Below are 12,251 nucleotides of genomic sequence, written 5' to 3' on the forward strand. Positions count from 1 at the left end.
GGTAGCTGCCAGTCATGGCGCGGTACACGAAACCCGAGCTCAGAGAGCAGATCAAGGAAGAGGTCAAGGCCTCCGACAAGGGCGGCCGACCGGGACAGTGGTCGGCACGCAAGTCGCAGCTGGTCACTCAGGAGTACAAGAAGCGCGGCGGCGGATTCCTGGGCGAAAGGGACGAGCGGCAGAAGTCTCTCCAGCGCTGGGGCAACGAGAAATGGCAGACGAAAGAGGGTGACACCCGGGCGCGCAAGGGCGGCACGACGAGTCGCTACCTGCCCAAGAAGGCCTGGGAGGAGATGTCGGAGAACCAGAAGCGCGCGACCGACACGAAGAAGCGCGAAGCGTCCCGCTCCGGCAAGCAGTACGTCGCCAACACCGGGCCGGCCAAACGCGCGCGTCGGGACGCCACCACCGCCGGACGGATGTCGGAGATGTCGGTCGCGGAGGCGGCCAAGCTGGTCCGTGGCCTCGACACGCGACAGCTCAAGACCGCGTTGCGGAACGAGCGCGCCAGCAAGGACCGCAAGACGCTCGTCCAGCGGCTGGAAGCCGAACTCAACCGGCGCGGCTGACCCAGCCGGTACGGCAGGTGGCGCAGCGGGCAGCTCAGGAAGCCTGCCCCGCGGCCTCGAAGCCCGTCGAGGTGATCCGGTCGTCCTGTCGGCGGCGCAGGATCTGCACCTCGGTGGTGGCCTCGGTGCCGGTCAACGGCAGCACTCCCACCGAAGCGGGCACCACGGCGGAGATGCTCGCCGGGGCGATCGTCACCCCGAGGCCGGCCGCGACCAGATGCGCCACTGTGGCCCAACTGGTGGCGTCCTGGACGATGTTCGGTGTGTAGCCGGCTTCCAGGCACGGCCGAAGATTGCGCTGGTAGGCCCGCTCGCCGGCCACCGGGGGAAGAAGACGAACGGGTCGTCGCGCAGCACCGCAGCGTCGATCGCGAGGTCTCCGGCGTGCGGATGATCGGCCGGCAGGACGGCGACGAAGGACTCGGTGGCGAACGTGGTGCCGACCAGGTCGTCGCGGTCGTCCGCGTCCCGAACCACGCCGAGATCGACCTCGCCGTTCAACAACCGGTCGACGATGTGCGCCGTGTACGCCTCGTGCAGGCGTAGGTGGACGGCCGGATGGCGCTCGCGGAATCGACGGATCGGCCCAGCCAGCCCGAGTTGAATCGCCGAACTGACGAAACCGATGTCGAAGCGCCCCTGCTCCCCGCGCCCGATCCGACCCGCCTCGTGCACGTCGTCGGCCACGGTGGCCAGCACCCGCCGGCACCGGTCCAGATACGCCTCGCCCGCGGGCGTCAGCGCCACCGACCGGGAGGTACGAACGAACAGCGGCGTGCCGATCATCGCCTCGAGCTGGCGGATCTGCTGTGACAGCGGCGGCTGGGCCATCCGCAGCCGCACCGCGGCCCGGCCGAAATGGAGCTCCTCGGCGACCGCGACGAAGTAGCGCAGGTGGCGCAACTCGGGTTCCATATCTCTAGGATACGGATGGCCCCGAACAAGATATTGGACGTTCGAATGGCGATGGTCGGAGAATCCAACCATGAAGCCGAGCACGCTGACCATCACGTCCATGACGACCACTGCGGAGGCCGAGGCCTTCCGGACGCTGAACGAAGAATGGATCTCCCACTTCTTCACCATCGAGGAGTCGGACCGCAAGACGCTCAACGACCCGTTCACCGCCATCGTCGGCCCGGGTGGCGACGTGCTGATCGTCCGCGACGGCGAGGAGATCATCGGCTGTGTCGCCCTGGTCCGCAGCTCGGACGACGTCTTCGAACTGTCGAAGATGACGGTGCTCCCGACGGTGCGCGGCCGGGGCATCGGCCGCCAGCTCATCGAGGCGGCGATCGCGCGCGCCCGCGAGCTCGGCGCGACCACCCTGTTCCTGGGCAGCAACACCAGGCTCGCGAACGCGGTGCACCTCTACGAGACCACCGGTTTCCAGCACGTGAGTCCGGATCAGATCCCGCTGCCGCCGTACGCCCGCGCCGACGTCTTCATGAAGATGGCGCTCTGACCAGCCCAGGCCGAGGGCCCGGCCGCAGGGTCGACACCACCGCCGGCTTAACCCGGCCTTAGCGTTCGGACAGCGCGGTGCTATCCCAGTTCAGCGGATCCTCGGAGCCGACAACCAAGGAGTTGACATCCGAGGAAAGGTAGACACCACGATGAAGCGCACCAATCTGCTTCTGGCGACGGTCGGCGGTTCGGCGGTGCTGGCGGTGGCCGGGGTCGCGCTGGGCGTCGACGCCGCGAACGACTCGCGGACCGGCGGCACGGCACTCGCCGCGGCGACCGTCGCCCCGACGGCCACGGACGCGCCGGACGGCAGCGCCACCAGCGCCGCGCCGGGCGGCAGCGGCACGCCGTCGGCAGGCACCCCATCGGGTACGCCGTCGGCGGGCACCTCGCCAGCGGGCAGCGCGGTCGACGAGAAGCGCGCCGGTGAGATCGCGCTCGCCAAGGCCGGTGGTGGTCAGATCGTCGAGGTCGAAGCCGAGCAGGAAAACGGCCGACCGGTGTGGAGCGTCGAGATCGTCGCGGGCGACACCGAGCACGAGGTGGACGTCGACCGGGACAACGGCTCCGTGGTCAAGGCCGAGCAGGAGCCGGTCGACGACGATGATGACGACGACTCTGACGACAACGACAACGACAACGACAACGACGACAAGGACGACAAGGACGACGACGACAACGACTGACCGCCGTCGCTGCCCACCCCGGTGCTTCCACGGGGGTGGGCGGCGGCGCGTTGTGACGCGGTGGTCGGACCGTCCTTCCTGGGCGGACCGACCACCGCGTGCGTTATATGGCGACGCGTTGCTCCTGGACCGTCGGCTTCTCCTGGGCGAACTGGGTGCGGTACAACTCGTGGTAGCGGCCGCCCGCCGCGAGCAGGTCATTGTGTCGCCCGCGTTCGACGATGCGCCCGGCCTCCACGACGAGGATCTGGTCGGCCGCCCGGATGGTGGAGAGCCGGTGCGCGATGACCACGCTCGTCCGGCCGGTCAACGCCTCGGCGAGGGCGTCCTGCACCGCCGCCTCCGAGGTGGAGTCGAGATGCGCGGTGGCTTCGTCGAGGATGACCACGCGCGGACGGGCCAGCAGCAGTCGCGCGATGGTGAGCCGTTGCCGTTCCCCACCGGACAGGCGGTATCCGCGCTCGCCGACGACGGTGTCCAGCCCATCGGGAAGGCTGCGGATCAGGTCGTCGAGTCGGGCCCGCTGGAGCACCTCCCACATCTCGTCCTCGGTCGCGTCGGGCTGGGCGAACGCCAGGTTGGCGCGGATGCTCTCGTGGAACAGGTGCCCGTCCTGGGTCACCACACCCAACGCGGTCCGGATCGACTCGGCGGACAGCTCACGTACGTCGACGTCGGCGAGCTTCACCGCGCCGTCCTCGACGTCGTACAAGCGAGGCACGAGCTGCGCGATCGTCGACTTGCCCGCACCGGAGGAGCCGACGAGCGCCACCATCTGCCCCGCTTCGGCGCGGAACGACACCCCGTGCAGCACCTCCTCGCCGCCGCGCGTATCGAGCTTCGCCACGTCCTCCAGGGACGCGAGCGACACCTTGTCCGCCGAGGGGTAGCCGAACCGGACCCCCGAGAACTCGACAGCGACCGGCCCTTCCGGAAGAGGGCGAGCGTCCGGCTTGTCGAGGATCAGCGGCTTGAGGTCGAGGACCTCGAACACCCGCTCGAAGCTCACCAGTGCGCTCATCACCTCGACCCGAGCACTGGCCAACGAGGTCAACGGTGCGTAGAGACGCGACAGGAGCAGCGCGAGGGCGACCACCGTCCCGGCGTCGAGGCTGCCCCGTAGGGCGTAGAGACCACCGAGCCCGTAGACCAGGGCCAGCGCCAGCGAGCCGACGACCGTGAGCGCGGTGATGAAGACCCACTGCAGCATCGCCGCACGGATGCCGATGTCCCGGACCCGACGTGCCCGCGCCGCGAACTCGGCGGACTCCTCGGCCGGCCGCCCGTACAGCTTGACCAGCGTGGCGCCGGGTGCGGAGAACCGTTCCGTCATCCGAGTGCTCATGGCCGCGTTGTGCTCGGCCGCTTCCCGCTGCAGCTGAGCGAGCCTCGAACCCATCCGGCGGGCCGGGAGAACGAAGATGGGCAGCAGGACGAGCGCCAGCAGCGTGATCTGCCAGGAGAAGGTGAGCATCACGGCCAACGTCAGCATGAGCGTGACGGCGTTGCCGACCACACTCGACAGGGTGTCGCTGAAGGCCCGCTGCGCACCGATCACGTCGTTGTTCAGGCGGCTGACCAGCGCACCCGTGCGGGTACGCGTGAAGAACGCCACCGGCATGCGCTGGACGTGGTCGAAGACAGCCGTCCGCAGTTGGACGATCAGCCCCTCACCGATGCTGGCGGAGAGGAACCGCGTGACCAGCCCCAGCCCGGCCTCGGCGAGGGCGATCACGGCGATCAGTACGGCCAACCGGATCACCACGCCGCTGTCGGCGCCGTCGACGATCGCGTCGACCACCCGACCGGCGAGAACGGGCGCCGCCACAGTGAGAACCGCCGTCACCACACTCAACAACAGGAACCTGACGATCAGGGCGCGGTGTGGCCGTGCGAACTGCGCGATCCGCTTCAAGGTGGCGCGGGACAGCGGTCGCTCATCCTGCGCGTTCATCGCGTGGTGCAAGGACATCCACGCCGTAACTTCCATGCTCATGCGTAACCTCCGATACCGGAGGCTAGGACCTAACCCGAGCTTGAGGTCAAGTCGCCACGCGATACTGGCGATGTGGACTTGCGCGTGCGCGACGACGACTGCCGCCTGTGGGCGGAACAGGCCGGCGCCGGGCCGCCTCTGGTGCTCTGTCACGGAGGTCCGGGTCTCTGGGACTATCTCGCCCCGGTAACCCGGCTGCTCGAGCAGCATGCCCGCACCATCCGGTGGGATCAGCGCGGTTGTGGGCGCTCGCAGCGGCGCGGACCGTACGGCATCGCCCGCTTCGTGGCCGATCTCGACGCGGTACGGGACCAGTTGGCCGGGCCACGGACGGCCCTGTTGGGCCATTCGTGGGGTGCACACCTGGCATTGCGGTACGCCATCGAACACCCCGAACGGGTCAGCCATCTGATCTACGTGTCCGGGACCGGCATTGATCCCGATCGCGGCTGGCACCCGCACTACAAGCGGAATCTGAGGCTGCGGCTCGGGCCTCATCTGGACCGATGGGAGGCCCTCAGCGCGCGCGACCGCACCCCAGCAGAGGAACGTGAATGGGCGGTGCTGCAGTGGTCGGCCGACTTCGCCGACCACGGTGCGGCACTGCATCACGCCGATCGCATGGCCACGCCGTGGCTGGGCATCAACCACGACTGCAGCCAGGCCGTCAACGCCGAGGTCAAGCAAGAGCTCAGCAGATCCGACATGGCCACGCAGTGCCGAGCGCTCGACCTGCCCGTGCTGATCATCGACGGCACCGAGGACATCCGGCCCCGCTGGGCCGTCGACTCGCTGCACCGCGCGTTGGCCACCAGCCAGCGGGTGAGCCTCACCGGGGCCGGCCACCTTCCGTGGGTCGAGAATCCGCACGACTTCCGTCGGGCGGTGGCCACCTTCCTGAGGCAATAGGGTCGCCAGATCTCCAGCCGGCTTCACCGCGATCTCCCGGAATCGCGACAGCGCCACTGCCCAGCGGCGATGTCTCCGACGGACTGGCTGCTGGCTGCTCCTATGTTCGTCGGTGGTAGTGGTTGCGGCGGGGGAGCTGTTCGGGGTCGAGCCAGGCGGGTGGAATGAACTCCGGATGTCCGTCGTCGCCGAGCCGGACGACCCAGTCGGTCTGGTGGACGTGCCGATGGTGGTGGCCACAGAGCAGTACGGCGTTTGTCAGGCTGGTGGTGCCGCCGTCGGCCCAGTGGTGGATGTGGTGGGCGTCGCACCAGCGCGGTGGGCGGTCGCAGCCGGGGAACGCGCAGCCGCGGTCGCGAAGCACCAGGGCGCGGCGCAGCGGCCCGGTGATGAGGCGGCGTTGTCGACCGACGTCGAGGACCTGGCCGGTGCCGCCGAGGACGGCGGGCAGGATGGTGGCGTCGCAGGCGAGTCGACGCACCGTGTCCGGGGTGAGCTCTAGGCCGATGTCGAGCGCGCCGGTGGACAGCTGCCGGGTCAGCCCGTCGTAGCTGGTGGTGACGACGATCTGCGCGGAATCGCCACCGCTGTAGGGCAACTGACCGGTGCGCAGGGTGAGTCGGCAGATGTCGGCGAGGGCGTCGTGGCGGCGTTGCCCGGGGGAGCGCGTGTCGTCGGGGCCGGACGGTGCGCTCAGTGGGTCGATGGCGGCGCGGAGCAGGCCGGCGGTTTCGGCATCGAGGGTGCCGGTGAGCCGCAGTCGGCCGTCGGTCTGCTCGGACAGGGTGAGGTGGCGGTCGTGGGTGGCGCGGCGTGCTTCGGCGTCGAGGGCGGCTCGGGCGGCGGCGTCGGCGATGTCGGGGGCGACGTGGTCGAGGATGCGGGTGCCGAGTTTGCGGAGGTGGGTGGGGTCGAACTGTGCGGCCCAGCCGACGAGCACACCGACCGCCTTGTCGGCGGTCTCGGTGCCAGCGGTGGCCTGGACAGTGTCGACGGTGTCGGCGATGACCCGGGCCTGGTCCAGGCTGATGGTGCCATCAGCCAACGCTTGTCGGATGCCGGAGTTGCCGGTGTCCAGGGCGGTGGCGAGGTCGATCAGGCGGCGGGCGGCCGGGACGGTGAGCCGCAGGCGTTCGCGGAGCCAGACCGCGGTGCAGGAGGCTCCCTGCGTGCGGGGCGTGCCGCGGCCGTCGACCTCGCGGACCAGAGCGAGTTTGACGGCGGCGAGCCGTTGCTCCAAGCGGTGCGCGGCGTCGAGTGCGGCGATCAGGTCCTGTTCCGGGAGGGCCCAGGCAGCAGCATCGACACACGCGGCGACCGCGTCGTCTGCCAGCGCCAACTCCTCGAGCATGCCCCGACACTAGAACAGGTGTACGACAGTTCCAGTCACCATGATCGATTCGCTTGGCCACTCGCCGGAGGGTTCGTCGGTGCCGAACTCCTCCCAGGCCAGGATGGGCCTGCTGCCCGGCGATGCCGAGAGCTGGTGTCGACAGCGCCGGCTGGTGCCCTGGCATGAGCGAGGGCTGGGGCGTCGCTAGCTATTCGCCGACGGGCTGCTGAAGAGCCTTGGCCCAGGCCATGACGTGATCGATGGAGCTACGGGTCAGACCGACCGACGGGTCGGCGGTGATCAACAGGGTGGGGCTGCTGCGTGCTGCGGCCCAGATGTGGGCTTGCGGCGTGTGGAGGTCGTCGATCCATGCCGTTGGCCGTTGCTGGGCGTAGGCGGCGATGACGGGAATCTTGTCGCTCGGGTGGAACGGCGCGGGTGGCATGGTGATCACGGGCAGGGGAGCGATGCGCAGAAGCGGGGCGAGGAGTTGGTTGGCCTCGTCGTTCCAGCTCGTGGCCCAGGCGATGTCCAGGATGGCGCTCGCCTCGGTGATCCAGGTGCCGTGGGTGGGGTTGACGCGGACGGGCTCCTCGCCGGGGAACAGGTGGTGCTCGGTGTAACCGGCGGGTGGTTGAGGAGTCCCGTAGGGACTGAGAACGCCGTCGATGTCGAGCAGGAGCAGGGGCCGGTTCACCCGGAGGATCCTGCCGCAAAAACGGTCCGCCCGGTGTCACGCGATGAACGTGAAGATCTCGCCGTTGGTGGCCAGCGGCTGCGGGGTGCCGGCGAAGCGGTGAACGCCGACGGAAAACAGCACGCCGTCGGGGGCGTGGAAGACCCGTTCGGCAAACCCGGCGTCGGTCAACCACGTTCGGATCCTTGGTGTGCGGTCAGGCGCGCGTCGGGTCCTCGTCCAGATCACCGTGGCGTCAGCGGCGCAGAGCTGCGGCAGTGCGTTGATGGTGGCGTGGGCGTCGGCGGCGCTGATGTTGCCCAGGACTCCCGCCATGATGACGAGGTCGGCAGGCACCGCCTGTCGGTAGGAGGCGAGGTCACCCGCGTCGGCCTGCATGACGGTCACGGTTTCGAGGTTCTCGGTGACTGCTTTGGCTCGGGCTGCGGCGACGTTGCGCGGGTCAGACTCGATCAGGGTGACATCGGCCCGTGTGGCGTCGGGGCGCGAGGCCAGCACGTCCAGAACGTCGTGACCTTGGCCGGCACACATGCTGACCACCGACACAGGCTTGCCCGGTCGCTCATCGAACCAGGCGGCGATGTGCTGCTGAACCAGCCGTAGCCAGCGTGCCAGCGGCGAGTCGTCATCGGCGTACGGGCTGTGCCAGGCGAACCAATCCTTGCCGTCGAACACGGAGACTGAGCCTGCCAGTTCCACGCGTGCCGGCGGTGTGGGCACGCCGATCGTGAGAAGAGCCTTGGCAGGTAAGTGGTTCAGGCAGCCGAGAGGGCCAGGCGGCGAGGTCGTCGGCGAACGAACGACGACCCCGCCACCATCCAGCGACCTAGGGCCTGTTTCATAAGAACTGGCCGGCCTGCGGCGGGCCCGGACGACGACCGGCGGCGTTGCGGTTTCGTCCGGATACGACACCGGTATCCGGACGAAACCGCGCCTTGCCGGATCGCCGCCCGGACTCCGCCTCGGCTCGACCGCCCTTATGAAACAGGCCCTAGCCGATGCGGAACTGGTCGCCGTAGACGGCGAACACCAGCGGTGTGTTCAGGTTGAAGTTGCCGTTGTTGAGGAACACCCGCTGGGCGGTGTCGACGCGTGAGGTGTCCGAGTGGGCCTCCTCCTTCTTCATCTCGATGACCCGCTCGTCGAGGAACGCGTTGAGCCAGGTCCGCTCGTCGCCGCCCTGGGCCGGTGGCTTGGCCCGGTTCAGGGCGCGGTTGCGGATCTGGCGCATGCCTTCGTACCCGTGCATGACCGCCGCGTCGTAGTAGGCGAACTGACCGAGGGCCCGGACCTGGTCGTTCTTGCCGTCGCGTACCGACGGGTTGAAGTAGACCCGGTCGCGTTCGGCCTCCTGGGCGGCCTGGAACACCGAGTCGGTGGCCGCGGTCCGCCAGTCGCGCGGGAAGTTGGGGTCGAGGCCTGCGTGCGACGAGGTGCCGTTGACGTTACGCAGCGCCGGCAGGTAGCCGGCGAGCACGTTGCCGGGCTTGGTGCGGGTGTACGCCTCGACCAGTTCGAGCATGTCGCCGGTGCCGGAGCAGAAGCCGATGATGCCGGCGGTGTAGCCGCGCCCGTCGCCGATGTCCTCGATGTAGGAGAACTGCGCGCGCCAGTCGAGCGAGGAGTTCTCCGCGGCCGAGACGAGTTGCATGGCGACGTTCTTCTTCGCCGGGTCGTCGAGGTTGGTCCCGCTCGGGGTGGTGGGTGTGGGGGTGGGGGTGCTGCCGCCGCCCGGCAGGGTCCACAGCTGGTTCGTGGTGCCGCCGCAGGTCCAGATCTGCAACCGGGCGCCGTTCGCGGTGCTCCGGTCGGTGACGTCGAGGCACTTGCCGGAGCCGGAGTTGACGAGCGCGCCGTTGCTGGCGGTCCACTTCTGCGCGCCGGTGTTGTTGCAGTCGTACAGCTGCACCTTGGCGCCGTTGGCGGTCGACGCGGCGGTGACGTCGAGGCACTTGCCGAGTGCCCGGATGGAGTTGTCGGTGTTGCCGACGGTCCACGTCTGGGCCGCGCTGCCGTTGCAGTCGTAGAGCTGGACGGGCGTGCCGTTGGCCGAGCTGGCGCCTGCCACGTCGACGCACTTGCCGCCGAGGCCGGTGATCGGGCCGGCGGTCGCGGCGCTCGCCGAGGGCAGGCCGTAGCCGACTGCGGCGACGCCGACCAGCAGGGTGCCCACGACGTAGGCGGCTGTTCTCTTGTGAACCATGGTGTTCCTCGGGGAAGGGGCGGCGTGCCGCCGGCCGGTCGGTTCGCGGTGCCCGTCGGGGCCGAACTGCCGCGCCGGGGCCAAGCATCAGGAAACTGTATTAACAGATACCAGTACGTCGATTCCTCGTCAATCGGCGACCGCGAGGCGTGACGGCACCTGTTCATCCCGTCGTTGGCGGGACGTACCTGCCGGTGGCTATCGTCGGGCCGTAACTGATCAACGGGCCGGTCCGTCGGAACCAGCACCGTCCGACGGACAGAAGATGGTCATGGAGTCGAGTCTGCGCGCTCGGGTGCGAGCCGGTGACCCCGGCGCGTTCGCCGAGCTGTTCGACCAGTACGCGCGCTCGGTGTACAACCACGCGTTCCGGCTGACCGCCGACTGGGCCACGGCGGAGGACGTCATGGCCGCCACGTACCTGCAAGCCTGGCGTTCCCGGGAGCGGGTCACCGAGGAGGGCGGGTCGCTGCGTCCCTGGCTGCTCGGCATCGCCACCAACGAGGCCCGCAACCACATCCGCAGCAACCGCCGCTACCGTCGGATGGCCGCCGCGCTGCTCGCCTCCGACGTCACAGTGCCCGACCACGCCGACGAGGTCGCCGGTCGACTCGACGACAGCCGACGTATCGCCGCCGCGATCGACGCCCTGGCCCGGCTGCGACGACCCGAGCGCGAGGTGCTGACACTGTGCCTGTGGGAGGGCCTCGACTACGAGTCCGCGGCGGAGGCGCTGGGCGTCCCGGTCGGCACGGTGCGGTCCCGGCTGTCGCGGGCCCGCGCCCGGCTCCGTACCCTCGTCGACGCCCCACCGCGCGCCGCCCGGCCTGCGGTCGTGGACGCCTCGCTCGTGCGGGAGGGCAGCCAGTGAGCGCGCCGGACCCGGCTGAGTGGGCGCAGATCGCCCCCCATCCCGGTGACCACGACCTGCCGGCGGGCCGGCACGAGCTGCACCGCACGCGCCTGCTGACGGCGATCGCGCAGCGGCCGCGTACCCGAAGAAGGGCTTTTGTGCCGCTGCGGCCCGCGCTCGCGGCGGCCGCTTTGGTAGTGGTCGCGGCGGGCGGAGGACTCGCGGTACGGTCCGGCGACGCGCCCCCGGCGGCGCTCCCGTCCCCCGAGGCGAGCCGCCCGACCGCTCGGCAGGCACCGCCGGGCACGGCCGCCAAGAATCGTGGGTACGGCACGGTGCGTCAACTCACCGACGCGGCTGAGCTGGTGGTCCGTGGCGAGGTGACGTCGGTGACGGACGGGCGGGCGGTCTACCGGGTGGCGGAGGTGCTCTACCGCGCCCCGGACGCCTCGGTGCCCACCGAGATCTCGGTTGCGGCGGAGTTGTTCGGAACGACCGGCCGGCCGACCGTCCTGTACCTGGGCCTCGCGGACCCGGGTGCGCGTCTCTACCGTCCGCTCGGCGGCGAATTCGGGATCTTCGACCTCGCTGGGGAGACGGCCACCAGCCGGTCACCGGGGATGTCGGTGACCGGTCTGCGCACCGAGGACGCCGCCGGGGCGGGCCGCGCGTTCGTCACCACGGTGGCCGAGCTCCGTCAGCTCGCCCGCGAGCGGCGCTGAGCCCGCAAGCGCCGAGCTGAGCCCGCAAGAGCCGAGCCCGAAACAACTGAGGCCGAGAAAAAAAGATGGAACTCGGTGCCCGGGACGCACAGATAGAGGGCGTAAGAAGTGCCGCGTTCCGAGCGAGACGACCCGGGACGGCACCGAGACGCGAGGAGCGTTCCATGGCAGTCGACAGTCGCCGTACCCGGGCTCTGTGGGCCACGGCCGCCGCTGTGCTCGCCGCCGCGGCGTTGTCCGCCTGCGGCAGCGGCGGCGCAGATCCGGCGGCCGCGCCCGCCCCGACCAGCACCGCCCCGACCAGCGCGGCCACACCGACCGACGTCGCGCCCCCGCCGATCAAGGGCAAGCTGCGCGGGTACGGCACAGTGCGGCAGCTCAGCGAAACCGCGGACCTGGTGGTACGCGGTGAGGTCGAGGCGGCCGGATTCCGGGTCGACGAGGTGCTGCGCGCGACGAGCGGGTCGAGCGTACGGGCCGGGACGCGGATCACGCTCGCCCCGCTGCCCGCCGGTGTGCCGGACATGGCACACATGTCGACGCTCGAGGCCGGCCAGGTCGTGGTCCTCTACCTCGCCCAGGACCCGGCGGCCCCGACGTTCCGGACGCTCAGCGGCGACTTCGGCGTGTTCGACCTGAGCGGATCCGGCGCGGAGACCGCCGCCACGACCCGCTCGCAGACCATGGCGGTCAGCGGCCTGCTCGCCGAGGACCCGGCCGCGTCCGGCCACGGTTTCCGCACCACCCTCGGTCAGCTGCGCGCCGTCGCCGCCCAGGTCAGGTAGGACGAGTGGGAACGCGGACGGCACCCGCCGA

The 12,251-nt window shown here is 70.0% G+C and carries 14 protein-coding genes; 7 read left to right on the top strand and 7 right to left on the bottom strand.

The genetic code is table 11. From position 1 onward, the window contains the following. Positions 1–14: 14 nt before the first annotated feature. Positions 15–569, top strand: a complete 555-nt coding sequence (locus OH804_RS08165) for a DUF5872 domain-containing protein (RefSeq protein ID WP_406063992.1) — start codon at positions 15–17, stop codon at positions 567–569. A 34-nt stretch (positions 570–603) separates the two neighbouring features. On the opposite strand, the gene OH804_RS08170 is transcribed toward OH804_RS08165, so the two are convergent. Both OH804_RS08170 and OH804_RS08175 read right to left on the bottom strand, forming a co-directional pair. Continuing rightward, entirely contained in the window at positions 604–849 is a 246-nt protein-coding gene (locus OH804_RS08170) for a LysR substrate-binding domain-containing protein (protein WP_406066476.1), read from the bottom strand. After that, positions 762–1,586, bottom strand: a complete 825-nt coding sequence (locus tag OH804_RS08175) for a LysR family transcriptional regulator (RefSeq protein ID WP_406063994.1) — start codon at positions 1,584–1,586, stop codon at positions 762–764. Before OH804_RS08175 ends, OH804_RS08170 begins: the two co-directional genes overlap by 88 nt. Between OH804_RS08175 and OH804_RS08180 the strand changes: the two genes are divergently transcribed. After that, positions 1,585–2,034, top strand: a complete 450-nt coding sequence (locus tag OH804_RS08180) for a GNAT family N-acetyltransferase (RefSeq protein WP_231392694.1) — start codon at positions 1,585–1,587, stop codon at positions 2,032–2,034. The genes OH804_RS08175 and OH804_RS08180 overlap by 2 nt on opposite strands. A gap of 151 nt (positions 2,035–2,185) precedes the next feature. After that, complete coding sequence (locus OH804_RS08185; RefSeq protein WP_406063997.1) at positions 2,186–2,722, top strand: PepSY domain-containing protein; 537 nt, start codon at positions 2,186–2,188, stop codon at positions 2,720–2,722. Positions 2,723–2,825: 103 nt separating this feature from the next. Here OH804_RS08185 and OH804_RS08190 read toward each other — a convergent pair whose 3' ends face one another. Then, on the bottom strand, positions 2,826–4,718 hold the full coding sequence (locus OH804_RS08190; RefSeq protein WP_406063999.1) for an ABC transporter ATP-binding protein: 1,893 nt from the start codon (positions 4,716–4,718) through the stop codon (positions 2,826–2,828). An 84-nt stretch (positions 4,719–4,802) separates the two neighbouring features. Here OH804_RS08190 and OH804_RS08195 point away from each other — a divergent pair, with 84 nt between their 5' ends. Continuing rightward, a complete protein-coding gene (locus OH804_RS08195; RefSeq protein ID WP_406064001.1) occupies positions 4,803–5,627 on the top strand; it encodes an alpha/beta fold hydrolase in 825 nt (274 codons plus the stop codon). Positions 5,628–5,727: 100 nt separating this feature from the next. Here the strand turns inward: OH804_RS08195 and OH804_RS08200 are convergent, their stop codons facing one another. From OH804_RS08200 to OH804_RS08215, 4 genes are all read right to left on the bottom strand, one after another. Then, positions 5,728–6,978 carry a DUF222 domain-containing protein gene (locus OH804_RS08200; RefSeq protein WP_406064003.1) on the bottom strand — a complete coding sequence of 417 codons (1,251 nt, stop codon included), beginning with the start codon at positions 6,976–6,978 and terminating at the stop codon, positions 5,728–5,730. Between the two features lie 190 nt (positions 6,979–7,168). Further along, the gene (locus OH804_RS08205; protein WP_406064005.1) at positions 7,169–7,657 is read right to left on the bottom strand and encodes an HAD domain-containing protein; all 489 of its coding nucleotides are present in this window, start codon (positions 7,655–7,657) and stop codon (positions 7,169–7,171) included. Positions 7,658–7,693: 36 nt separating this feature from the next. After that, positions 7,694–8,332 (bottom strand): class I SAM-dependent methyltransferase family protein, encoded by a 639-nt coding sequence (locus OH804_RS08210; RefSeq protein WP_406064007.1) that lies wholly within the window; start codon positions 8,330–8,332, stop codon positions 7,694–7,696. A 316-nt stretch (positions 8,333–8,648) separates the two neighbouring features. Further along, the gene (locus OH804_RS08215; RefSeq protein ID WP_196923681.1) at positions 8,649–9,860 is read right to left on the bottom strand and encodes a chitosanase; all 1,212 of its coding nucleotides are present in this window, start codon (positions 9,858–9,860) and stop codon (positions 8,649–8,651) included. A 271-nt stretch (positions 9,861–10,131) separates the two neighbouring features. On the opposite strand from OH804_RS08215, the gene OH804_RS08220 reads away from it, so the two are divergent. The 3 genes from OH804_RS08220 to OH804_RS08230 all read left to right on the top strand — a co-directional run bounded on the left by OH804_RS08220 (position 10,132) and on the right by OH804_RS08230 (position 12,220). After that, complete coding sequence (locus tag OH804_RS08220) at positions 10,132–10,731, top strand: RNA polymerase sigma factor (protein ID WP_406064010.1); 600 nt, start codon at positions 10,132–10,134, stop codon at positions 10,729–10,731. After that, positions 10,728–11,435: a hypothetical protein gene (locus tag OH804_RS08225; protein ID WP_406064012.1), complete on the top strand. Its 708-nt coding sequence runs from the start codon at positions 10,728–10,730 to the stop codon at positions 11,433–11,435. Before OH804_RS08220 ends, OH804_RS08225 begins: the two co-directional genes overlap by 4 nt. A gap of 164 nt (positions 11,436–11,599) precedes the next feature. After that, positions 11,600–12,220: a hypothetical protein gene (locus OH804_RS08230; RefSeq protein ID WP_406064014.1), complete on the top strand. Its 621-nt coding sequence runs from the start codon at positions 11,600–11,602 to the stop codon at positions 12,218–12,220. The last annotated feature ends 31 nt before the right edge of the window (positions 12,221–12,251 follow it).

This window comes from Micromonospora sp. NBC_00860, from assembly GCF_045207375.1.
Classification (GTDB): Bacteria; Actinomycetota; Actinomycetes; order Mycobacteriales; family Micromonosporaceae; genus Micromonospora; species Micromonospora vinacea.

Excerpts from the sequence above, each read along its gene's own strand:
- OH804_RS08165 (WP_406063992.1), top strand. The coding sequence starts at position 15 with ATGGCGCGGTACACGAAACCCGAGCTCAGAGAGCAGATCAAGGAAGAG.
- OH804_RS08180 (WP_231392694.1), top strand. The coding sequence starts at position 1,585 with ATGACGACCACTGCGGAGGCCGAGGCCTTCCGGACGCTGAACGAAGAA.
- OH804_RS08175 (WP_406063994.1), bottom strand. The coding sequence starts at position 1,586 with ATGGACGTGATGGTCAGCGTGCTCGGCTTCATGGTTGGATTCTCCGAC.
- OH804_RS08185 (WP_406063997.1), top strand. The coding sequence starts at position 2,186 with ATGAAGCGCACCAATCTGCTTCTGGCGACGGTCGGCGGTTCGGCGGTG.
- OH804_RS08190 (WP_406063999.1), bottom strand. The coding sequence starts at position 4,718 with ATGAGCATGGAAGTTACGGCGTGGATGTCCTTGCACCACGCGATGAAC.
- OH804_RS08200 (WP_406064003.1), bottom strand. The coding sequence starts at position 6,978 with ATGCTCGAGGAGTTGGCGCTGGCAGACGACGCGGTCGCCGCGTGTGTC.
- OH804_RS08215 (WP_196923681.1), bottom strand. The coding sequence starts at position 9,860 with ATGGTTCACAAGAGAACAGCCGCCTACGTCGTGGGCACCCTGCTGGTC.
- OH804_RS08220 (WP_406064010.1), top strand. The coding sequence starts at position 10,132 with ATGGAGTCGAGTCTGCGCGCTCGGGTGCGAGCCGGTGACCCCGGCGCG.
- OH804_RS08230 (WP_406064014.1), top strand. The coding sequence starts at position 11,600 with ATGGCAGTCGACAGTCGCCGTACCCGGGCTCTGTGGGCCACGGCCGCC.